Source organism: Gemella massiliensis, from assembly GCF_900120125.1.
GTDB lineage: Bacteria > Bacillota > Bacilli > Staphylococcales > Gemellaceae > Gemella > Gemella massiliensis.
In genome coordinates this window covers 251344-272469 of sequence record NZ_LT635546.1, presented here as the reverse complement: position 1 = coordinate 272469, position 21126 = coordinate 251344, and the positions used below count along the sequence as shown (strand labels likewise).

Here is a 21126-nt window from a genome sequence, read left to right as displayed (position 1 = left end):
AATTTTTTATTTATACCTATATATTACCACATAACTTTTACGAAAACAATATGTTTCATAATAATTGTTTCACAAACAAAAATAACCCCCGCATTCCTGCAAGGGTTAAAATATTTCTTCCCGTTATTTATTAGCTAATTTTTATTAGCTAACTCAACTTTTATAAGTTTACCACCCGCATTAAAAGTGTAATAAACACCATTCATAAGCAAGACTTTATCTCTTGCTACCGCTCCTCCATCATTAGGATCCATATAATATTGAACTCCATTTACTTTTGTCCATCCTATTTTCATATCACAGTTTACTGGGTCAAAATAATACAATTTTTCATTTATATAATTAAAACCTGTAAATGCTCCAGAAATAAAATAATACCATTTTCCATCTATATTCTGCCAACCTGATTTTTCATTACCATTTTCAGGATCAAAATAGTGCCACTTCCCTTCAATCTTTATCCACCCTGTTTTCATATCCCCATTTACTGGATCAAAATAATATTTTTTTTCATCTATATTCCGTAAACCTGTAAGTGCCATAGCATTAAAATAATACCATTTTCCATCTATCTTTTGCCAACCTCTTTTTTCATCCCCATTTACTGGATCATAATAATACCATCCTTTTAATCTCTCATGCTTATCACCATTATCATAATACCAGCCTGTTACCATATATCCTCTTTTATCAAAACGATAAGCTTTTCCTCCAATCGACCAGCTTCCATCAGCAAGATATCTCCCATTTCCCTCATCATACCACCAACCGTTTTCATCTTGTTTCCAATCAGCTCTTGCTTGGTTAGATGCGGGAATTATAATTGATGATAACAATGCAGTACTTAGCAAAACTTTTGCAGTAATCTTAACTACTTTATTCATTTTTATTTCCTCCTTAAATTTTATTTTATACGCATTAACAGTATCATATTTTCCTTACTAAATCAAGTGAAATAAAAAATACCCCCTATCTAAATGATAAGGGGTGTGAATAAAAATGAATAAAAATAAAGTAATTACATTATACTACATATCTTTGGAATTGACAAGGAATATTAATCTCTATATCTCCATTCACCATATTCTTTACCAGTTTCAAGCTCCATACTTGCAACATAACGTCTTTCTCCACTGTGTGAGATGTAAGATAACCATTCGTAACCATTAGCATAGCAATATTCCATATAATTAAATTCTTCACCATTTTCGTAAGTTGCTACTACTTCACTATCTAACGATGGAGCTGAACGCACATTTAACTTATCAACAGTTACCTTGAATGTTCTAGCTTTATCTAATGCTTGTAAATCGGTATTAGCTGGGTTATTAGCCGGTGTGTCGTTCACTGGGAAGTAGAACCACCCAACAATGCCACTAAAGTCACGATTTCTATATCGGGCAGGACCGCCTACATATAAACTATCAGCGTTACCATCAACATTTTGTTCAATGGTACTCATTGTATACCCGTCACTATCAGCAATTACTAATCCTGTGTGCCCGTAAGAATGACCAGCAATATAAGTGGTATCCATAACAAACACCGCCCCCGCACGTGGCTTAGAATTGACATCTCCTACCACATTATATTCAACTGTATAACCCAATGACTTAGCACTATTTAATAAATCTATTGCATTACCTCTTAATGCTTTACCAAAGAATAATACACTTAAGTAATTCGGTAAATCGACACATTGAGTGCCATATGCTCCGTCTTGATCTACCCCTATTCCTAAATTTGCTATTCTTTTTGCTTCATTTACTATATCTATTGTTTTAACCATTTATTTATCCTCCATTTTTTCATAATAAAAAGACCAAGAATAATCTCAGTCTAACCACTTAATATTTTTAATTTTAGTTTGTCTATAACTTTTATAAATTGCTTGTCCTCTACCTTCATGTAATGTAGTAGGTACAAAAACATTTTTATAAATTTTTCTCAATCCGAATACTATATATTTATCCTCATTTTCTTTATAAAATACAACAGATAATTTCATAGTATTTTTATTTAAATCTTTGGCTAATATGCAATAATTATATTTTTTATCAATAAAAATTTCCGATATAAAATTATAATTATTGATCCTATTAACTACTTCATTAAAGTTCTTATATTTTCTATACTTATTTAAATCTAATTCATTTTTCTCTAAAAATTCTTTAGTTTTGCTAGCGTTAATATTTTCAAGTTTATGAATTCCAAATAAATGATGTAAATCTAAAATATTGAATTTGACTATAAATTCATTTAATTTTTTATAATTCGTTTCTATCATACAAGAATTATTATGAAATTTCTTTTTATAATCATCATACAATTTTTTTAAATCAACATTATCCATTTTCTCTCCATAAAACAAAATTAAGCACGGATTAGAAAAGACTCTAACCAGGTCTTACGATTAGTCGAATTGTTGGTTGACTAACTCCTCTTTGTGCTTCTTAGGCTTATCTCCAAGGAACAGTTCTTAAGCTCTGCCAAGCAGTGTAATGTGCTTCTATTACACTTTCGTATCACTACGAATTTTAACGTTAAAACGAGACTGAAAGGAGGTGAATAGTTTCCTTTTTATCTCTGAATTTATTTTAATACAAATTCTACTTTTTGTCAAACACTATAAACAACTGTTCAAAGTGTGTTAATTATTTTTAACTTCTCTTATCCCTTTATGAATTTGATGTAGTCCAGTTGCACTTAATCCGCTAACAATACCTGTCACGATATTATGTCCTGAATATCCCTCTAATATGCAAATTAAAACTGCCCCTATAACTGCTAATATTGCGGGAATATAATTGTTAGGTATTTTAGGAAAGCTAGTCTTAATGCTGTTTCCTATCAGTAAACAAAGTGCCATTATTGCTGGACTTAAAAATTGTTGTAATTCTGTCATTTATTCCTCCTTGTTTTCTATTAAATCTTTTAATTTAGTAAGTCTTTTTAATATTCCTTTTGGGAAAGGAACTCCTAATACTGTTAAATTCTCAATAACTGAAATTAAATAGCTATATATAAGATATAAAACTATAGTTGTCGCCACAGATTTAAATCCAATTGCCGTTAGAATTGGAAATGATATTATGATAAACATAATAATAGCTGTGTGTTTAAGAATCCCTTTCCTGCTTAGTGTTGAGTTGACCTCATGAGTAACCCAAGACTTTGCAATCCCAGATAAAATATCAAATATTATTAACGCCATAACAATATATAAAATTGCAATATTAAAGAATTCCCTAAGATGTATTACTAAATCCGAAAATCTTAATTCTATTAATGCCATTTAAATTACTCCTGTTTAGTTTTTTCCAATTCCTCTAAAATTTTATCCTCTATCTCGTATCTTTTTTCCCTAAGTTCTTTTTCATGCTTACGCATTTCTACACGATTTTTACTGTACAATTCTTGGTTATACATACTTTCGTAAATTTCTGATACTCCTTTATCGTTAATTTCTACAGTTACTAATTTAACTGTTTCATTCTCTACCTTAAATCTACCCTCTAATTTGGTTGTTTTTTTAATTTCTAAAGTCATTACTTTTTATCTCCTTTTTCAAATTGTTCTAAAATATCATCAATTAGAATTGTTTCGAGTGCCGACAACTCAACTTCAAGCTCTAACAAGTCATTAAAAAAGTCAGTGTAACGTTCAGAATATTCGCCCCCTTGAATTATTACTCTTTCAGTATTTAACTCATTTAACTCTTTGATAAACTCGTCTACATTAGCATTATCTTTATAGATTAAATTTCCGTCGCTATCAACTTTAGGTTGGTCTTTGTCATATTCGACGTATATTTTAGCTAGTTCGGTTCTATCTTCGATATAAGTTTCTAATTTCTCTTGTAACTTTTTAAGAAACTTAGCACGCCCTCTATTAGCTTTCATTTTTTTAATTGGTAAATTTGATACCGTCTGTAATAATATTTCTAAATCTTTATTCTGAATTTTTAATTCCATTCTTTATGCTCCTATTTTTTCTTCTAATCGTTTTAATCTAATATTTAACTCTTGAATTGCTTTAAGCCCTATATTACCAAGTCTAAAGTCATCTAGTGCTAACTTATCACCTTGAGAAAATACTAAGCTGCTATCCAACGCTTGAATGTCCTGAGCAATCAATCCACATTTAGTGTAGTCTTTTTTATACCCGAATTTATCCCTTTTCCAATCGAATTGTTTGAAGTTTAATTTTTCAATAAATTCTATTGCGTTATAATTACTATCCTCAATCCCTAATTTCAATCTTCTATCTGATGATGAAGAGTCAGGCGTGAACCACCAAGTTCCTGATGAACCCGTTCCGTCATCAACATATAATTGACCGCTACGTCCGTCCCAACCTATAAATGCAATTTTATAAATCCCATTAACAGGAGTGTCTTTATATCTATTAGAGATTATAGCGTGTCCTTGTACAGGATTGCCATTAAATTTATTGCAAATTGCAGCATAACCGTGCACTGTCAACAATGTATTATCGACGTTAGGATAAACCGTTTGTCCTGCGACAGAAAAATCTGGGTCGTGGTAAATAAATATCCCCTTAGGATAATTATCCCATGTATCACCTAAAATCTGAACCCCTGTTCCATAATTAGCAGTATAAGAAGCAGGAGTGTTAATTTGGAGTCCTCTATCTACTGGTTGCATATAACCATACTCACCTATTTTTATCTTAGTAGTACCTGTAAGTGTTGACCCGGTAATTGTAACCCCCTCAATAGTTCCACCATATATCCTATCTCCGCTTAAATACCCAGTGGTAATTTGAGTAGCACTGATGTCAACGGCTTGTAATTTATTGATAAATGCACTATTGGCAAACAACTCTTTAACCAATAGATTATTTACTAACAATTTATTAATCATTGCTTCATCAACTTTTAAAGCGTCAGCGGCAATGCTTTCAGCCGTCATATGAATAGCTTGTATTGATCCGGCGGATATATGCCCAGCTTCTATTGACCCTGTTGATATATGCTTAGAGTTTATAGTTCCGTCAACAATTAACTCTGCTGACCTTTTTTGGCGAATTTCTAAATTTTTACAAGCTATTTTGTGGAAGTTGTTATTTCCTTCTTGATATATTCCTAATCTGTAATATTCAATATCTGAAATATCAGGGTTAACCCTTAAATCAACTCCTCGTTTACTTGATATATAAGTTGAATTTTTTGAAGCAATTTTTTTAAAAAAGTATTCTGCATTTTGACCGTTTCTCTTTATTTCAATTATAAAGTTAAGGTCATAAGTTAAGTTACCTTGCCAGATAAATTCTCCTATTATTCTAAATTCATTTTTATTTAATAGGTTATCTTCTTTAATTTTAGAGGTTAGCCATAGTGAACGTTGCTCTAATCCAATTTCATTTCGCTTATCAACTTCAACCAAATTCTCATTACTTGGAGTAATTATAAATTTATCAGTTATCGCTTGGATACTGTCAGGACTTATTCTTAGCATACTAGCTAACGATTTACCGTTAAATTGTCTACCAGAGCCAAAATCAATACCCTCATCAGTTATTCTCATCTGTGAGTATTTAACTAAGTCATTAGGATTAATGCTGCCAACTTTATTTAACGTTTCAGTTGCTGTTTGCTTCCAAGTATTTAATGCGTTTATTTGGTTAGTACTATCTTCAGGAGCTGGAGACCACGAACTAGGTATTACAGTTCCATATCCAAGATAAGGTTCAGCTATTTTGCAATGCCCATTTTTATCAATTGCCACGAAAAAGAAATTATTCTTCGTGAAATCAAAATCGCTTTCTGCTATAAATTTAATCTCTTTAATTACCCATTGATTTTTTGGCATATTATCGGATAAATTAAAAGATTTTAAAGTAGAGTTATTTTTATGATTTTTTAATCTTAACTTAACTCCTGCGTCGTCATTTACATCACTAAAAATATAGATTGGTAATCTAATTACTAACTTATCACCTTTTTTAACTGACGATATGCTACTTTTAACGTTAATTCCTTTCCATGTATAATTAGCTGCCCCTGCCACTTGCCATTCAATAGAATTATGCCCGTTATAATCATTTTGATTAATTTTTAAAGTAGCACTTGTATTTTCTATTGAATTTGAGTCTGGGAAATGCGTATTTAAAAGTAAGTTACGGTTACTATAGCTTATGTTATCAATAGCACTTGATATTTCCCTAGTAATACCCTTGCTTGTTTCTTCTAGCTTATTAGTAAGATTTTGAGCTGTTACATATCCTTTACCGTCAATTACTTTTAATACTTCTGTTCTTTCTCGTTTTAAAGCTTCTACAGTGTTAGTTTCAACCCAAGACTTCATCGTTTGAGTTCTTTCACCGTCTTTATTTACATAATCTTCTAACTTGACTATTTTGTTTGATAAGCCATCAGCGGTTACTTTAAATTCTGATTTAACAGCATTAATGCTATCGTTGGTATCTTTTTTTATCTTCTCAAACTCTCTAGTAACTTCGCCGTTTAGCTCTGTTACTTTATTAAATGCAGTTTCGCCTTTTTCTTTGGCGGAAGCTATTCCTTTTTCAAGTTCGATTATTTTATTGTGATTATCAGTTTTTAATGTTTCAAGTTGATGTTTAGTTTCGTTTAGGTTTTTGTTGAATTCAGTAGTTGCTCGTTGAATGTCGTTTTTTAACGGCTCTATAGAAGTTTCTACCGTTTTTATAATTTTTTCTTTTATAACCTCTGATTTTGCTATATTTTTTTCTATCTCATCGCCTATAGTATTTTCAATTGCTTTAGCTTTTTTATCAAATAACTTACTAGCATTAGCCGATTGCTCTTGCACCTTTTCATCAAAGTTATTTCTTATATAATCGAAGTATGCTTTTGTGTTGGCTTCTACTCCACTCATGCTGCTTGAAATTTCCGATCCTAAGTGTGTTTCTTTTTCACCTAAGATAAACTCTTTCCATTTTTTATTCATAGGATCGTAATGCGTTTCAATTATTCTAATGCGTTCATCTATGCCATATTTGAGATACTTAAGGATAACAGTATCACCTCTATTGATGTTTTCTGATAATTGCTCATAACTTACTTTAATAGAATTCTTAGGTTTATCAATATTATTTTCTGCAAATTGTTTGAATGCCCATTCTTCCAATTCTTCCGCTGTTCTTAAATCATTATTTGACATTGAAATTTCGTTAATAAATGGATAATCATTTATTAACGGGCTATCAACTATAAGAGTTATCGACATTTCATCATCTAAAGCTGATATTTCATCTTTTTGTTTTTTCTTTAATTCTTCAATTTCCGCTTTTTTTCTATCTGCTATTGCCTGACTTTCAGCCTTTCGTTGGTTCGCTCTTGCTTCTCTTTCTTGGTATTTTTTATTAACTTCATTAACAATTTGTTCATAACTTTTATATGAAGTTCCACTTCTTTTTACAGATCTATTAGCCTTAGCCAATTCTTGGGAATATCTCCTATCAATTTCTTCTTGAATTTGTTCTGCTCTTTTTTGAGAATTTCTTATTTTAGAATATTCTTTTTGAGAATTTCTTAGTGCTTCCATTTCTCTACGATGTTTTTCTTTTAAATTATCCTTGTCTTCTTTATCTCCGACTTTAAAAGTTGAACTAGCATGAATTCTAGTTATTATTTCATCTGCATTACTAGAATTTACAAATTCACTTATATTTTTAGCTGTTGTTAATACTTCTTCAGTGTCTTTACCTAATTTATTTAATAAACTTATTTGATTATCGTGTAAATCAATATCCGCTGAATAAGTATCGGCTATTTCACCTAATATCTTAAACGAATTTTTTAATTCTTTATCTTTATAATCTTTAAAGGTGCTATATGAATTTATTTTTTTTATATCAGAATAATAAATTAAATCTTTTTCTTTTGATATAAAACTTACAGCCCATTCATCTAAAATTGCCTGACAATTAGCATTTAATTTACTAAAATTGTTAAGCAATCGTTTGTTATAATCATAAGCTTGTTGATAACATGTTACAATTATGCATTTTTCATGCTCTGAAACATCAATATCCTTAATTCTAAATGTGTTAGTTCTGTCGAACTCATCACCTTTAACAATCATTCCTTTTTGAATGAAACTGTATATATCATTATCTACAGTAGGATATTTAAATGTTAATTTATAAGAAACATTCAAAACCCAATGAATGTCCGCTTCATAGGCATTATTTAACACTATTCCGTTGTAAGTAAAATCTTTTTCAAATTTATCATATAACCATAACATTAAATAAACGCCCCCCATCTACATTCAATTTCTACCTTTGATATTCCATTACCTAAGGCTATTCCGTGTGTTCCTGGTTCTATTTCAAAAAAAGATCCTAGCATAACACTATTTAATAAATCTCCATCTTTATCAAATACATTTTGTTCACCTTGTTTACATTCAATAACTATTTTTTCTATTAGGTTTTTAAATCTAACAACTTGCTTTCCTATAGTAAGACTAGTTTGATTATGAGATGATCCATATATTGTTATTTTAGGATACATAACTACACTAGTTTCGTTGTGGATAGTGCCGTTACTATCATAAGTTTTGATATCTTTTTCCAAATTATAAGAAAAGGGGTTACATGTAAATGTTACATCAATTTCATAATCATCAACTTCTCCTAACCTAGATTTTATAGCCGATACTGTCAGCACCTCGTAATATCTGTTAGGATTATCAGAAGCAGTTAATTTACCGCTCCCCTCTAACCATACTAATAATTCATTCAATTGGAATAATTTAACATCGTATATAAGTAATTTATAAGTTTTTTCAACAACATCATATGAAGTTGAACTCCTAACTACTCCGCCAGACATCTCATCAGTTGTAAAAATTTTATCTTTTCTTTTTCCTTTATTAATTCCATCATTTTCTATTACATATATACCAAAAGGAAAATCAGCGGTAGACTTATCTTTGAATATTAATTTATTATAATGTAACGACATTGCTACCACCTCCAAAATTCATATTTTTAAATTCTTTCATTTTTCTAACTAATCTAGTTTCGACTTCTGAAGCTAATGTATTTATATCCTCCTTGTTACTAATGTTGTTACCTGTTATATTGATAGTTACATTAATTTCAGGCGATTGATTATTAGTATATTCTGATAACTTACCACTTATCCCTTGTATCTTTTCACGAGTTGATAACGGTGTTATATTAACGCCTCGTTTTGTTACTTGAAATAATTCTGGGCCAGCCTCCCCTACAATACCGGTATACCTTGGCGGTAAATTTTGAGAAGTTCCTATTTGTCCACCGTTTGCAAACATATCTACATTTCCACCGTATGCGTAAAAATCAATTTTTCCACCTTGAGCGAATAATCCTAATTTTTGTAATAAAGATATAGGACCACTTGCAGCAACATTAATTACTGATCGCCAAAATGTAGGGATACTTCTAATAGAATTATTAGCATTATTAGCTTTATAACTTACATTATCTTCTGCTTCTAAATGTTTAGTACCTGGATTTGTTGCTGAATAATTATTCAATGCACTTGTCGCCTGATTAGTAAAAGGTGTTGTATTCCCTTGGGTCATAATACTTTTAGTGCTAGGATTTGTATTGTTATAGTTATTCAACGTATTAGTAGCTTCTTGGGTAAATGATGTAGTATTCCCAGTTGCGTTCAATATTTTATCAACAGGATTAGTACCATTGAATACATTTAATTTATTTTGTGCATTGCTGATAGGTTGACTAGCTTGATCTGTAGCAGTTAAATTTTTATCAGTTACATTTGTATTGTTATAATTTAATATTTTCGAAAAAACATTATCAATAACATTACTTTGGTCATTGAACATTATTGATTTAGGAGGCAAACTAACTTGATTAAATACCTCTACTTTTTTATTAATATTATCTAAAGGTAAACTAGCTTTATCAACTATTTCAACATTTTTCGGCTTAATACCTTTTTTGTCCAACCACTCAAGATCTTCTTTTGTCATTTTAATAGTTCGACCTTGGTCTTCCGCTATTTTAATTGCTTTTAAAATATCAGGAAACGCCAAGGCTCTTTCATAATCGCTTTTAAAATTAAAAATTAAATCTTGATCTTCATAGCTAATTCCTATACTTTTTATATCACTATGAGCAGTCCAATTTTTTAATATCTCATCAACTTCTTTGACCTTTTCTTCCATCGATCCTAAGTTTTTAATATACTCTTCTTTTTGGCTAGTAATTAATCCGATGTGTTTCAAGGCAGCAATTTTAGCTGTTAATGCTGTTTCTTCCAAAGCTTCTTGCATTGCCTTTTGTGCCGTCTTACTATCAGTTGCTGCTTCAGTAGCACTTTTACCTAATTTTTTATATAGAGCTTCTAATTCAGCCATTTCTTGAGTTGTTAAACTTCTATTCTCCTTACCTGCTCTTGTTAAAATTTCTTTAATTCTATTTTGAGTTTCTCTTACATTTTTTATTTGCTCGTCAAAACTTTGTTTAACTACTTCTGATTGTTTTTTGTATTCCGCTTCTTCGATTAACCCATTAGCTTTTAATTGATTTAATCTGTCTTGTTCCGCTTTTCTACGTTTTTCAAAACTTTCAACAGAAGTTAATGCTACATCATTTATTGCTTTAATTTGAGTTAAAGCATAATCAGAAGTTATTTTTTTATTTTCTAAATAAGTTGATTGAATATTAGATAAAGAGTTGCCTATCATTATTCCAAAATTTTTAAACTTGCTTTCTATCTCATTGACATCATCATCACTCAAACTTAAATTCTCTTTAAGTTTTTTTCTAAACACTCCGTCTTTTTCATACCAAGCACCTTTTTTGAAATTTTCATCCAAGTTTTCCATAATAGATGTGTTAGCTTCTCTTATTTTTTTAGTTTCTTCTACAATAGATTGCGTATTTTTCTCAACCGATCCTTTCAATCTATCAATAGCATTCCCTGAACTTTCAGCACCTTTTCTAACTTCATCATACCACTCTTTATATTTCCCGTTTGTTTGTTCAACTGCCGCCTCATGATTACGACTGTCTTTAGTCATTTCCCGATATATTAAATACCCTATTCCTGCAAATGCTGCTCCTATTAATGCTGCTCCTGCAATATATGGATTTACAAAAGCCGAAGCCATTCCCCCTGCTCTTGTTGCTTGAGTCCCTACTCCTGCTATTTCGGTGCTTAATTTTGCAATATCTTTAACAGCTTTACCTGTTGTTATTTTCCCTATCCATTTTATAAGACTACTTATACTCTTAATTCCACTGCCGATTCCATTCGTCAATCTTCCTGTAATTGATAAAAACGGTCCCATTCCTAATACTGCAACCTGTATAGCTGGTGGCAATTTACTAAACCATACCATCATATCACCTACTGTTTTTACCAAAGGTTTCGAATGTTGCAATACTTCTACAAGTTTAGGTAACAATTGAGAACCTAACTCAATAGCCATCTTTTGAATTTCGTTTTTAGCGATTTGCAACTTACTAGCTGTTGTTTGATATCGGATATTAGCCTCATTAGTTAGGGCTGTGTTCTCTTCCCAACCTTTATTAGCAATATCTAACGCTCTACCAAGCCCACTATCGCCACCCAAGGCTCCTGTTAATCGTTTGATTGCGTCAGCCTCACGAATCCCTGTTATTCCTAGGCTAGCTAATACTTCGTTAACATTTCCGCCATTATCTTTTACTTTTTTAAGCCCAGATAATAATAGTTCTAATGCTTTTACCGGTCTATCATTAAAGGCTTTAGCAAATTCAGTTGTGCTTACTCCTGCTGCTTTAGCAAAAGCACTTAATTCTTTACCGCCACCCATTACTGCATTTTGCATTTTAGTCATACTTTGGGTCATGGCACTACCACCTGCTTCGGCTTCAATACCTACAGAACTCATAGCAGCAGCCAAGCCTAATACATCAGCTTCTGCCATATTAGTTTGTTTTCCCATACCTGAAAGCCTTTGGGACATAGCAACAATATCTCGCTCATTAGTAGCAAAATTATTTCCTAATGCAACTACTGTTGATCCAAGGTTTTGAATTTTATTTTGAGCAGTACCCATTACGTTCATAAATTGAGATAATGAGGTTGCTGCTTCTTCTCCGCTTAAATTAGTTGTTGCTCCTAAGTCAGCTATTGTTTTAGTAAAATCAACTATATTTTCTTTTTTAATACCTAATTGTCCTGCAATCTCGCCGATTTTAGCTAATTCATTTGCACTTACCGGTATCTGTGTTGATAAATCTAGTAAACTTTGACGTATTTTGTTTAATTCTTCTGGAGTACCATTTACTGTTTTTACTACACCAGCAAAATCACTTTCAAAATTAATGGCACTCTTACCAGCTAATAGCATTCCTGCTGATATTCCAGCTGTTGCTTTTGTTATTCCATCGCCCACCCTTGTCATACCTTGCCCAAAGTTTTGAACTTTAGTTCCTGTATTTTCAAAATTTTTGGCAACATCAGCTAATCGCCCGCCACTATTTCTAAATGATGCATGTGTACTTTCTACAGCATTTCTTAATTTAAAATAACTAGTTTCAGCATTAGCAATTTTAGTAGGTAAAGTTGTTAATTCTTTCTCTTGACTATTTAAAGTCGAATTTAGTCCTTTAATTTGACTTTCTAAAGTTTTAGCTTCTTTTTCAGTTTCTTTGTATACTTTACCGCTAGCCGTCACAGTTTCTTTATATTTTTTAACAGCTTCACTATTCTTACCATAAGTCTCTTCTAGATGTTTTAAATGTTGTCGTTGACTTTGTAAGATAGCACCATTTGTTTTTAATACTGATTGTTTTTGTTTTAAACTATTAGATAGTTTATCTATTTCTTTTGGAATTTGGCTCGTAGATTGTTTTAATGAATCATATTTATTTTTTAAGTTATTGACATTAGTTGCGGACTGATTCATTTGAGATGTTAAGCCTTGAATTTTAATCTTATAAGAATCGTAGGCTCTACCACCATTACCCAAAGCTGCTATATTCCTTTTAGTTTCAGCTTGTAATCTTTTTAAAGCATTTTCACCTTGCTTTATTGCAGAAGTAAAAGTACCTACCCCATCAGCAGTTAATACTACGCCAATCTTATCCAAGTATTCCGCCATCTTTTACCTCCTTAAAGTATATTACTGAAATTTGTTGTTATAACTTCTTCTGATTCAGATTGATCAGTTTGATTATAATTTTCATTTATATATTTATTATGCATATATATTATATAATCCAAATTATACTCATATAAAAATTCATCCAAATTCATTCCAAACCAAGTTTTACATCTATAATACAACTCATCCCAATCTATTTCTTCTTGTGTTTTTTCTTCTTGCTCACTAGTTGAACTGTTTTTTTCTCTTCTAGGAGCTCGCTTACCTGTGTATTTAAAATATTCTTTCCCAATTCACTATCACTTGTTATCCCTAACATCGTAAGTAATATTTCGGTAATATCTCCATACACTGCTTTTTGATATTCCAAAGAAAAAATTTCTAATTCAGATTCAGTTACATTTTCCAAAATTTCATTTACAGTTGTTATATAGCCGTTAGCTTTTAAAATTGAAGCTAAAAATTTAGCGTTACTAATGAATGGTTCTTCTGCGTACTTTTCTTGCCATTGCCCTTGTTTAATTCCATAATCAGCTTCTAAATGAATCCAAACTGCTAAATTAGCTTTTAAATTTATAGGTTTACCTAAAATATTTGTTTCAAATGTTTTTATATTTTTTACAAAAATACTCATTGTTAAAATCTCCTTTTTGAAAAGGGCTAGTCTTTGCTAGCCCTTAATATTATGCTTCCGGTACTACTGTGTCATCAGGTGTTCCGCTATCTTTCAAACATGCTTTTAATGTTTCAGCGTTGTAAAACCCTAATGTAAGTAATTTTTCCCTGTCGTATTTAGTCGTTTCTCGTAAGTCAATTTTACTAAATACAGATTTTCGTTTTTCTGATGAAACTGGATAAGCTTTGATGGTTACTTGAGTAATATTTTCTTTTTTCTCATCTGTTTCAGTTTCAGCATTAAAGTCAGGGTTTTCAATTTGGCAAACTGGGAAATTATATATAATTTCTTGACCATCTTCATCTGTTACTGGGAATGCCCATCTAAATTGTTTATATTTCGGGCTATCCCCTTGAACATACGCTCCATTAGCTAATTTCACCATTCCACTTACTTCTTCTAAAAAGCCATCTGGAAACCAACCAATGTCAACCGTCATCTCTACACTTGAATATTTAACAATATCTCTTGCTTTTACATTAGAAAGATATACTGTTTTATTTTTTGTTTGACCTTTAAATGCTATTTTGTCAATAGCATATACTTCGAAAACTTTTTCCTCATAAGTTAAACCACTTGAACTAAGTGCTTCTGTTTTAACTTTTTGTAAATAACCAGCACCTACACCAGTTAATAATGCTTTAGTTACTGTTTCTTTTGTTACTGCCATTTAATTTCTCCTTTACTTTAATAAGTTTTCTTTTATTTTTTTAGAAAAACTTTTTTTGTGTTTTATTGCAGCAGGGCGAATATGAGGCTTTGGAGCAATGTATTTTCTAGTACCTTTTTTATATTTACGCTTTCTTTTACCTCTACGTTCTCTTCCTGATGATTTAGAAAAACCCGCATGAAATCCTATTTCATGAAAATATAAATGTAAATTTGGTCTGCTTGCCCAACCCACGATACTCTCATAAGGGTTATGTTTGGTTGTTATACCTGCAATACCTTTTCCTGTTACTTTTAATCCTTTACTTTTTGCTATATTTTGTGCATCTATTTTTATTTCTTCCGCTTCTTTTTCTATGATTAAATTTACACCATTTGCATTATTTCTTATCTTTTCTAACCTAGTGATAGCTTTATCAAATCCAAATTCTTTACTCACGAATAAATCTCCATAAAATACATGAACTGCGTATCCTTTGTTTCTGGATCTACATCAATCACCTCTTGCCAAGAACTTGTATTTAATGTTGTATTTTCTATAGTTTCTTGAAGTTTTATAAGTATTTCAGAATTATCAAGATCATGTGGTTTAAAATCATAAAAATTCAATTGATATGTATGACGCTTTATTTTTTTCTGGTTAGAAAGCCTACTTTCATTAGTATGTACATGAAAGTAAACTAATTTAGGAAATGCCTCATTATCACTGAATCCATAAGAAAGTGGAATGTTCAACCCTAAAGATTGAATAGTGTTAAAAATCATTTTTTTAGTTGTCATTTTTTAATCACCTCAACTAAAGATAATTCAGTTTCATTTTTCGTATGGTTGTGATATACCCTTGAAATAGTATAAATTTTATTTTTAATAACGATAAATAAATCACTTAGAATATAATAATCTATTCTTGGAAATAATCGAATAGCTATTCTCCTAGATACTTCTGTATCAACTTGTAGAGCTTGATATTGTTCTATAGATGTTATTCCTAACTTTCTAAACCAAAAACTTTTTATTTCTTTTTCAATTTTAGTAGTTAGTTTAGTATTAAATTCATCTTTTTCAAATTCATACTTTACAAACTTTACTATTCCATCATTATATGTCTGATTAATTTTTTCTTGTTTTTTTCCTAAATTTATCATTATGTTTCCCCTAATGTTAAAGCAAGATTAATAATCTGTGTTCTGAAATTCTTATCGAAATATTCTAAACTATCATTGTAGGCATATCTAACTCTCTCAAAAACAAGTTCTTGTGCTAAAAGATTAGTTTCTACATCAAAATTACCGCACTGAATTTTTAATGAAAAAATAGACGAAGAAAGCAACTGTTTAAGTTGCTCATCTTCATCACCATGTAAAATATGTAATCTATCTTTTAATTTCTTTAATAAATCATTCATAGATTATTCTTCCGCTTCTTCTAGTTGTTCTTCAGATGTTTCTTCTTCTGGGTCAATATTTCTTACTTTTTGAACGAATTTTTTATCATGATCCGATAAGTTTTTTTCAATTTCTTCAAGTCTATCTTTAGAAAAATCTACAATAGCCCCCGCTTTATATTCTTCATCAGTGTATTTATTCAAAAAGTTATTTAAAATTTTAACTTTAACCATTTATTATACCTCCTTATGCTCGTGGTGTAATATTTAAATCATAGATTTGTGCAGCATAATTATCTGTAGGTTTGCCGTTAGCATACATTTTAGTAATATATAATGTTGCGTCTTCCATTGCTAATGTTTCGGTAAATTTGTTAATACCAAAATTACCACCTGTTATCGCCATATATTCACCTTCAATAAAGAAAATGACTTTTCCAGTTGGAACGAATATAGATTCAATTATTGTTGGATTAAACGGTAAAGCGGTAATAAATGCACCAGCCGCGTTTTGAGTAGTCGCTCTTGCCATAATATCATAATAATCAAACGGATTAATTAACATAACTACTTTACCAGAAATATTTCTAGCTTTGAAATCATCTTCTTCGGTAACTCCATCTTTTTTCAAACGTTTGTATTTAGCAAGTTTTTTATGAACTCCCGCTATTTCATCAATAATCGTTAGGCTATCTTTAAATGTTAAAGTTCCAGCTGATGTTTTTTCAGCATATTTTCCTTGATTAACTGCAGCTAGTAAATCACGATTTAGCCCAATAGGTTGGTTTTTCCCGTCCCCTAAAATAAATGCTTTTTCTAAAGCTACTTTTAATGCTTCTACAAGAAATGTTCTTACATAAGTTTCTACCCAAACCGGTCCCAATGACAACATATCATTAGAAACTGCAAAGAATGCTGTAAGTTTGTATTGACTGATTTTTTCTTTTCTAAAGTTAGCATTTAAGCTGCCTTGAACTGCTCCAAATAATTCACCCCAAACAGCTGCTCCTTCTGGGATACCGTAAATAAATTCTGTAATAGCACCATAATTTTGTAATCCTAATTTAGATAATAGCGGATGGTCTTCTACTAAATCTTTAAATACTCGCTCTTGAGTTGTTTTTGGTAGAGTATCATTTTCTTTGAACCCGCCTTCTTCAATTACTGTATTAAAGAATTTTAATTCTTCAGATGTTAATACTTCTTGCCCTCTATTACTTAAAATCACATTATCAGCATTTTTTGTATTTACATTCGCTAAAATATTTTCCCTGATTTCATCAACCATTGTCGACATCATTTCTTCAAATGCTTCGCCTTGCTTTTCTTTTGATTCATTGTTAATAACTGAATTAGCATATGCACGTTTTTTTTCTTCAAAATTTTTAAATTTTATTGTCATTTATTTTCCTCCATCATAAAAAGAAACAACTGTTGTTGGAAGTTTCTTCATTTTTTTTATTTTCATTATTTAATAAGTTAGAAATTTTTTGTATAAATTCTTCGTTTTTACACAATTGATTGATGATAACATTTGTTGCTACATCTTCTTTTATATTATCTCTCTTACTATTTTCTTTTTTCTCGTCTGCAAAACCAAGTTCAACTGCTTCTTCTGCCGTAATCCATGTTTCGTTAGAAAGGTAGTTCTCTAATTCTACTTTATCAATTCCTGTTTTTTCGTTATAAATATCGACAATAGATTGATCTATTGTTTCTAAAGCCCCTAATGTTTTCTTAAGTTCATTTTTATTCCCCCATACAAATGTTGAAGCTTCATGAATCATAAGCGAAGTTCCAGTATTCATAATCAGTTTATTTGCACCCATTGCAACTATAGAAGCTGCACTGCAAGCAGTACCTGTTACTTCAACAGTAACATTATTAGATAGATTTTTTAAATAATTGTAAATTTCTATCCCTTGGAAAACATCTCCTCCACCACTGTTTAAAAAAATATGAATATCTCCGATAGAGTTTTCTAATGCTTCTTTTACATCTTTTGCTGAGGTCGCTTCATAGAAATATGTACTTTCTCCTATCGCTCCTCTAATTGTTAGTTCTATTCTTTCATCCTTTTGTACAGAATTAAAAAAGTAATCAATTTTCTCCTTTGGCACTTTGTTCACCTCCTCCTAAAGTTTGATAGTTTTTAGTTATGTGATGTTTATTAGCAAGTTCATCATCAGATAATTTATCACCTAATTTTAATCTTAATTCATTAATCGTATACATTCCACTAGCAATTAACTTATCAATGGAACTTGCAGAATTAAATACGTTATAAATCATTATAGGTGTTGTGTTTGCCTCTAATCCATCTCCGTTTAATATTTCTTTTTCTGTGAAAAATTTACCGTTAAATTCAGAAATAATAAATTTAATTAAAGGATTGATACAAAATCGCATATAATTATCTGTTTGCTTTTCAACATCTGCTAAGTTGCCACTCAATAGACCTATAGGAATGCCCAAACAATTTGCTATATGATTGGTGAAATTATTTACTACTTTTGACACCTCATCAACAGACTCTGTTTTTATATTGTTTTTGTTAACTTCTGTATAATCAAAACCGTCTTGCATTGGAACATTAGCATATTCTTGATCTCTAAAAGTTTTAGTCAATTTATTAATATATTCTTGTATTTCATGACTTTTATTCTTATCATATTTTGTTGAATCTATCCTAGTAATTCCTCTTACTTGAGATTTCCTTTTTTGAAATGCAACCATTCTTGTAAAAAGCTCGCCATAATCTTTATATAATCCATTTACAAAATTTTGTAAACGACGGTTACTATATTGAAAATACAAAACACTTTCACTATAAAAATCTCTTTCGTATCTGAATGTATCAATTTGAACATTAGAAAATTTATCTTCATATAATGCTGATTTTTCTCTATAAAAATCGTCAGCAATAACTAAATCATCTGAATCAGTTTTAATAATTAAACATTCATTTTCATAAAAAATATTTTCTACAAATTGTTTCCAAAACTCATACGAATTTTGATTTTTATTAGGTTTAACATTTAATTTATAATACAATCTATCTTTGATATATTTTCCATTTTTCACAACTAAAAATTCTAATTGTGAAATTGTTCTTGCAATAAGATCTATATTTGTGTGCAACGCCATATTTTTCATATGAACATTTTCATAACTAGTTTCTATTAAATCTAAATCCAGGAGTATATCGATTTCTTTTTTTTTACCAAAAAATCCCAAAATCTCACCTCTTTTTTTAAAATTCTAAATCATTTAAGAAGAAATCAACTTCATCTGTAAGTAATTCTCCAGCTTTATACATTGCATGCACAAAAGCTTGAAATCCGTCCGTTTTTCTTCTGTGTTCATCTTTTTTCTCGTATATTTTATTTCCATCTTTTTTTATATTTACGTAAACATTAAACGTATACCATCTCATCAGCGGATTATCTCCCCAAATCACTTGGCGGTTTGCAAAAGCACTTTCTATCCTAGGAATAAGTAGAGGGTGAATAGCTTTAGGATTTCTAATGCATATAACTTCAAAACCTTGTTTTTCTAAAAGAGGTCTTAATAAATCAAGCCTGTAATTATCTGCCACAATAGTTTGTAACCCATGTTCTTTTCGCATTTCCACAAACCAATCAACTACATGTTGTGGATTTATTGAAGGTTCATCAACAATAGTTAAAAGTCCCTGCTTTTCCCATTCTTTTATTGGGGGTTTTAATTTAGTTTTATCAAGATATTCTTTTCTAGCAAATGAATGTGTTTTCCAAATGTAATTACCATCAACTTTAAACAAACAACCTACCGCTGTAAAGTCCCTAATAGAACCAAAGTCAAGACCACCTATACATGTTCTATGTTTCACATCTGGAATAGGTCTGTTAGTTGCATAAATTTCTTCATCAGTAGCAACGCTTTTGGTTAAATCAGTTTCAGGGAGATTCATTCGTTTTGTTATAAATTCTTCTCTTCCGTCTGGTTCATCTTCTAAATCTCTATACTCATCAAATACCACATCATAAAGGTTATCTGCATAATCACTCCTAGGATTGCAAAACATAGGATTAGCTTTTTCCCAAACATCAGGGTTATCAATTTCTGAATAATCATCAAGTTTACATATGAAAATAAACATATTACTGTTAGGACTTTCACCACTTAGAATTTTATTTGCTTTTACTTTTTGCTTATCTAAGAAGCCATCTCTTACATATCCGTCAGTGGTAATAAAAAATTCTCGTGGGTTTTTCTTTTTCCCTAATCCACTTGAAAAAACGCTAACCGTATCATTATTTTCATATTGATGAATTTCATCGTATACTACCGCTCCGTCTCTTAATCCATCTTTTGTACTTGCATTAGATGTTCTAAATTTCAAAATACTTTTTGTTTTAATATTCTGAATTTGTTCAAGAGTACACTTGAAACTTTTATTCATTCGTTGATTTCTTGTAATAGCGTTATAACTTTCATTAAACGATGTTTTTGCTTGTTCTTCTGAATTGGCAACTATTGAAATATTATAATCTTGAATACCATGAAGCGAACTAATTAAAAAATTGGTTAATACAGAAATTAAACCATTCTTTCCTCCACCTCTTCCCATCATGATTAGAAATCGTCTATAATATGCTTTGTCATTTTTTTTATATAATAAAAAAACAAAAGCTATTATAAACTTTTGAAATGGTTGTAATTTAAAGTAATACTTCTCTCCGAACTTTATACAATTTTCTATCAATTCATCATTAAAATATAAATCTTCTCTTGGAAATATATATTTTTCCAAAATATTAATTAATTGCACACGTTCTTTATTGAGTATTATTTTACCTTTTCGATAATCACTAATATACTGCTCTACATATCTATTTAAAATCATATAAGATCTTCATCAAAATCTTCTGCATAATCAACTTTAAAATTCCATGTTCTTTCGATTGCAAGCATACTAGTATTTAATTTACTAATTTCAGCGATAGCAGGGTGAGTTTTTATATAACGTTGACTACCATTTTCAACTACAATAGTTTCACCTTGCTTTTTGATATCTTTTTTAAGTTTTGCTATTAAGTCAACAAATTGTATATATCTATTTACTTTTTCAATTTCAAGAATATTATCAGGTTGATTAATTTTATCTAAAAGATATTTTTTTAAATCATTTTTATTAACAGTTGTTTTTTTTATTGTCATATACCCTCACCCCCTCTCATGAAAAAATATCAATCTAACTGCAGAAAAGAGAGCTGCCCGCTCCAGAGAAAAAA

The 21126-nt window shown here is 30.4% G+C and carries 22 protein-coding genes; all 22 read right to left on the bottom strand.

The genetic code is table 11. The features are described from left to right. Nucleotides 1-134: 134 nt before the first annotated feature. The 22 genes from BQ7358_RS06295 to BQ7358_RS06190 all read right to left on the bottom strand — a co-directional run bounded on the left by BQ7358_RS06295 (nucleotide 135) and on the right by BQ7358_RS06190 (nucleotide 21052). A complete protein-coding gene (locus tag BQ7358_RS06295; protein WP_072520373.1) occupies nucleotides 135-884 on the bottom strand; it encodes an N-acetylmuramoyl-L-alanine amidase family protein in 750 nt (249 codons plus the stop codon). A 173-nt stretch (nucleotides 885-1057) separates the two neighbouring features. Continuing rightward, complete coding sequence (locus BQ7358_RS06290; RefSeq protein ID WP_062173763.1) at nucleotides 1058-1789, bottom strand: CHAP domain-containing protein; 732 nt, start codon at nucleotides 1787-1789, stop codon at nucleotides 1058-1060. A gap of 45 nt (nucleotides 1790-1834) precedes the next feature. Continuing rightward, nucleotides 1835-2353, bottom strand: coding sequence for a PBECR4 domain-containing protein (locus tag BQ7358_RS06285; protein ID WP_021753571.1), 519 nt, complete (start codon nucleotides 2351-2353; stop codon nucleotides 1835-1837). Between the two features lie 297 nt (nucleotides 2354-2650). Beyond that, nucleotides 2651-2905, bottom strand: a complete 255-nt coding sequence (locus BQ7358_RS06280; protein ID WP_072520372.1) for a phage holin family protein — start codon at nucleotides 2903-2905, stop codon at nucleotides 2651-2653. Beyond that, a complete protein-coding gene (locus BQ7358_RS06275; RefSeq protein WP_021753573.1) occupies nucleotides 2906-3295 on the bottom strand; it encodes a phage holin family protein in 390 nt (129 codons plus the stop codon). A 5-nt stretch (nucleotides 3296-3300) separates the two neighbouring features. Further along, nucleotides 3301-3549 (bottom strand): hypothetical protein, encoded by a 249-nt coding sequence (locus tag BQ7358_RS06270; protein ID WP_072520371.1) that lies wholly within the window; start codon nucleotides 3547-3549, stop codon nucleotides 3301-3303. After that, nucleotides 3549-3974 carry a DUF1617 family protein gene (locus tag BQ7358_RS06265; protein WP_072520370.1) on the bottom strand — a complete coding sequence of 142 codons (426 nt, stop codon included), beginning with the start codon at nucleotides 3972-3974 and terminating at the stop codon, nucleotides 3549-3551. The genes BQ7358_RS06270 and BQ7358_RS06265 overlap by 1 nt, the downstream gene beginning before the upstream one ends. Before the next feature lie 3 nt (nucleotides 3975-3977). Then, nucleotides 3978-8255, bottom strand: a complete 4278-nt coding sequence (locus BQ7358_RS06260) for a phage tail spike protein (RefSeq protein ID WP_072520369.1) — start codon at nucleotides 8253-8255, stop codon at nucleotides 3978-3980. Beyond that, nucleotides 8255-8977, bottom strand: coding sequence for a phage tail domain-containing protein (locus BQ7358_RS06255; RefSeq protein WP_072520368.1), 723 nt, complete (start codon nucleotides 8975-8977; stop codon nucleotides 8255-8257). The genes BQ7358_RS06260 and BQ7358_RS06255 overlap by 1 nt, the downstream gene beginning before the upstream one ends. Further along, nucleotides 8961-13118 carry a phage tail tape measure protein gene (locus BQ7358_RS06250; protein ID WP_072520367.1) on the bottom strand — a complete coding sequence of 1386 codons (4158 nt, stop codon included), beginning with the start codon at nucleotides 13116-13118 and terminating at the stop codon, nucleotides 8961-8963. The genes BQ7358_RS06255 and BQ7358_RS06250 overlap by 17 nt, the downstream gene beginning before the upstream one ends. Before the next feature lie 196 nt (nucleotides 13119-13314). After that, entirely contained in the window at nucleotides 13315-13755 is a 441-nt protein-coding gene (locus tag BQ7358_RS06245) for a hypothetical protein (RefSeq protein ID WP_072520366.1), read from the bottom strand. A gap of 49 nt (nucleotides 13756-13804) precedes the next feature. After that, nucleotides 13805-14467, bottom strand: a complete 663-nt coding sequence (locus BQ7358_RS06240) for a hypothetical protein (protein ID WP_072520365.1) — start codon at nucleotides 14465-14467, stop codon at nucleotides 13805-13807. A gap of 12 nt (nucleotides 14468-14479) precedes the next feature. Continuing rightward, nucleotides 14480-14905, bottom strand: coding sequence for a hypothetical protein (locus tag BQ7358_RS06235; protein ID WP_072520364.1), 426 nt, complete (start codon nucleotides 14903-14905; stop codon nucleotides 14480-14482). Next, nucleotides 14902-15246, bottom strand: coding sequence for a hypothetical protein (locus BQ7358_RS06230; RefSeq protein WP_072520363.1), 345 nt, complete (start codon nucleotides 15244-15246; stop codon nucleotides 14902-14904). Before BQ7358_RS06230 ends, BQ7358_RS06235 begins: the two co-directional genes overlap by 4 nt. Further along, the gene (locus BQ7358_RS06225) at nucleotides 15243-15611 is read right to left on the bottom strand and encodes a phage head closure protein (protein WP_072520362.1); all 369 of its coding nucleotides are present in this window, start codon (nucleotides 15609-15611) and stop codon (nucleotides 15243-15245) included. Before BQ7358_RS06225 ends, BQ7358_RS06230 begins: the two co-directional genes overlap by 4 nt. After that, nucleotides 15611-15871 (bottom strand): hypothetical protein, encoded by a 261-nt coding sequence (locus BQ7358_RS06220; RefSeq protein WP_072520361.1) that lies wholly within the window; start codon nucleotides 15869-15871, stop codon nucleotides 15611-15613. Before BQ7358_RS06220 ends, BQ7358_RS06225 begins: the two co-directional genes overlap by 1 nt. Before the next feature lie 3 nt (nucleotides 15872-15874). Further along, nucleotides 15875-16084, bottom strand: a complete 210-nt coding sequence (locus BQ7358_RS06215) for a hypothetical protein (RefSeq protein ID WP_072520360.1) — start codon at nucleotides 16082-16084, stop codon at nucleotides 15875-15877. Between the two features lie 13 nt (nucleotides 16085-16097). Next, nucleotides 16098-17252 carry a phage major capsid protein gene (locus BQ7358_RS06210; RefSeq protein ID WP_072520359.1) on the bottom strand — a complete coding sequence of 385 codons (1155 nt, stop codon included), beginning with the start codon at nucleotides 17250-17252 and terminating at the stop codon, nucleotides 16098-16100. A gap of 13 nt (nucleotides 17253-17265) precedes the next feature. Next, the gene (locus tag BQ7358_RS06205; protein WP_072520358.1) at nucleotides 17266-17970 is read right to left on the bottom strand and encodes a head maturation protease, ClpP-related; all 705 of its coding nucleotides are present in this window, start codon (nucleotides 17968-17970) and stop codon (nucleotides 17266-17268) included. Then, nucleotides 17951-19087: a phage portal protein gene (locus tag BQ7358_RS06200; RefSeq protein WP_083577640.1), complete on the bottom strand. Its 1137-nt coding sequence runs from the start codon at nucleotides 19085-19087 to the stop codon at nucleotides 17951-17953. Before BQ7358_RS06200 ends, BQ7358_RS06205 begins: the two co-directional genes overlap by 20 nt. A 16-nt stretch (nucleotides 19088-19103) precedes the next feature. Next, nucleotides 19104-20738: a terminase large subunit domain-containing protein gene (locus BQ7358_RS06195; RefSeq protein WP_072520356.1), complete on the bottom strand. Its 1635-nt coding sequence runs from the start codon at nucleotides 20736-20738 to the stop codon at nucleotides 19104-19106. Continuing rightward, a complete protein-coding gene (locus BQ7358_RS06190; protein ID WP_072520355.1) occupies nucleotides 20735-21052 on the bottom strand; it encodes a P27 family phage terminase small subunit in 318 nt (105 codons plus the stop codon). The genes BQ7358_RS06195 and BQ7358_RS06190 overlap by 4 nt, the downstream gene beginning before the upstream one ends. Nucleotides 21053-21126: the final 74 nt, after the last annotated feature.

What these genes read in the sequence shown, in the direction of transcription:
- BQ7358_RS06295 (WP_072520373.1), bottom strand. Translation starts at nt 884, where the DNA reads ATGAATAAAGTAGTTAAGATTACTGCAAAAGTTTTGCTAAGTACTGCA.
- BQ7358_RS06290 (WP_062173763.1), bottom strand. Translation starts at nt 1,789, where the DNA reads ATGGTTAAAACAATAGATATAGTAAATGAAGCAAAAAGAATAGCAAAT.
- BQ7358_RS06285 (WP_021753571.1), bottom strand. Translation starts at nt 2,353, where the DNA reads ATGGATAATGTTGATTTAAAAAAATTGTATGATGATTATAAAAAGAAA.
- BQ7358_RS06280 (WP_072520372.1), bottom strand. Translation starts at nt 2,905, where the DNA reads ATGACAGAATTACAACAATTTTTAAGTCCAGCAATAATGGCACTTTGT.
- BQ7358_RS06275 (WP_021753573.1), bottom strand. Translation starts at nt 3,295, where the DNA reads ATGGCATTAATAGAATTAAGATTTTCGGATTTAGTAATACATCTTAGG.
- BQ7358_RS06270 (WP_072520371.1), bottom strand. Translation starts at nt 3,549, where the DNA reads ATGACTTTAGAAATTAAAAAAACAACCAAATTAGAGGGTAGATTTAAG.
- BQ7358_RS06265 (WP_072520370.1), bottom strand. Translation starts at nt 3,974, where the DNA reads ATGGAATTAAAAATTCAGAATAAAGATTTAGAAATATTATTACAGACG.
- BQ7358_RS06260 (WP_072520369.1), bottom strand. Translation starts at nt 8,255, where the DNA reads ATGTTATGGTTATATGATAAATTTGAAAAAGATTTTACTTACAACGGA.
- BQ7358_RS06255 (WP_072520368.1), bottom strand. Translation starts at nt 8,977, where the DNA reads ATGTCGTTACATTATAATAAATTAATATTCAAAGATAAGTCTACCGCT.
- BQ7358_RS06250 (WP_072520367.1), bottom strand. Translation starts at nt 13,118, where the DNA reads ATGGCGGAATACTTGGATAAGATTGGCGTAGTATTAACTGCTGATGGG.
- BQ7358_RS06245 (WP_072520366.1), bottom strand. Translation starts at nt 13,755, where the DNA reads ATGAGTATTTTTGTAAAAAATATAAAAACATTTGAAACAAATATTTTA.
- BQ7358_RS06240 (WP_072520365.1), bottom strand. Translation starts at nt 14,467, where the DNA reads ATGGCAGTAACAAAAGAAACAGTAACTAAAGCATTATTAACTGGTGTA.
- BQ7358_RS06230 (WP_072520363.1), bottom strand. Translation starts at nt 15,246, where the DNA reads ATGACAACTAAAAAAATGATTTTTAACACTATTCAATCTTTAGGGTTG.
- BQ7358_RS06225 (WP_072520362.1), bottom strand. Translation starts at nt 15,611, where the DNA reads ATGATAAATTTAGGAAAAAAACAAGAAAAAATTAATCAGACATATAAT.
- BQ7358_RS06220 (WP_072520361.1), bottom strand. Translation starts at nt 15,871, where the DNA reads ATGAATGATTTATTAAAGAAATTAAAAGATAGATTACATATTTTACAT.
- BQ7358_RS06215 (WP_072520360.1), bottom strand. Translation starts at nt 16,084, where the DNA reads ATGGTTAAAGTTAAAATTTTAAATAACTTTTTGAATAAATACACTGAT.
- BQ7358_RS06210 (WP_072520359.1), bottom strand. Translation starts at nt 17,252, where the DNA reads ATGACAATAAAATTTAAAAATTTTGAAGAAAAAAAACGTGCATATGCT.
- BQ7358_RS06195 (WP_072520356.1), bottom strand. Translation starts at nt 20,738, where the DNA reads ATGATTTTAAATAGATATGTAGAGCAGTATATTAGTGATTATCGAAAA.
- BQ7358_RS06190 (WP_072520355.1), bottom strand. Translation starts at nt 21,052, where the DNA reads ATGACAATAAAAAAAACAACTGTTAATAAAAATGATTTAAAAAAATAT.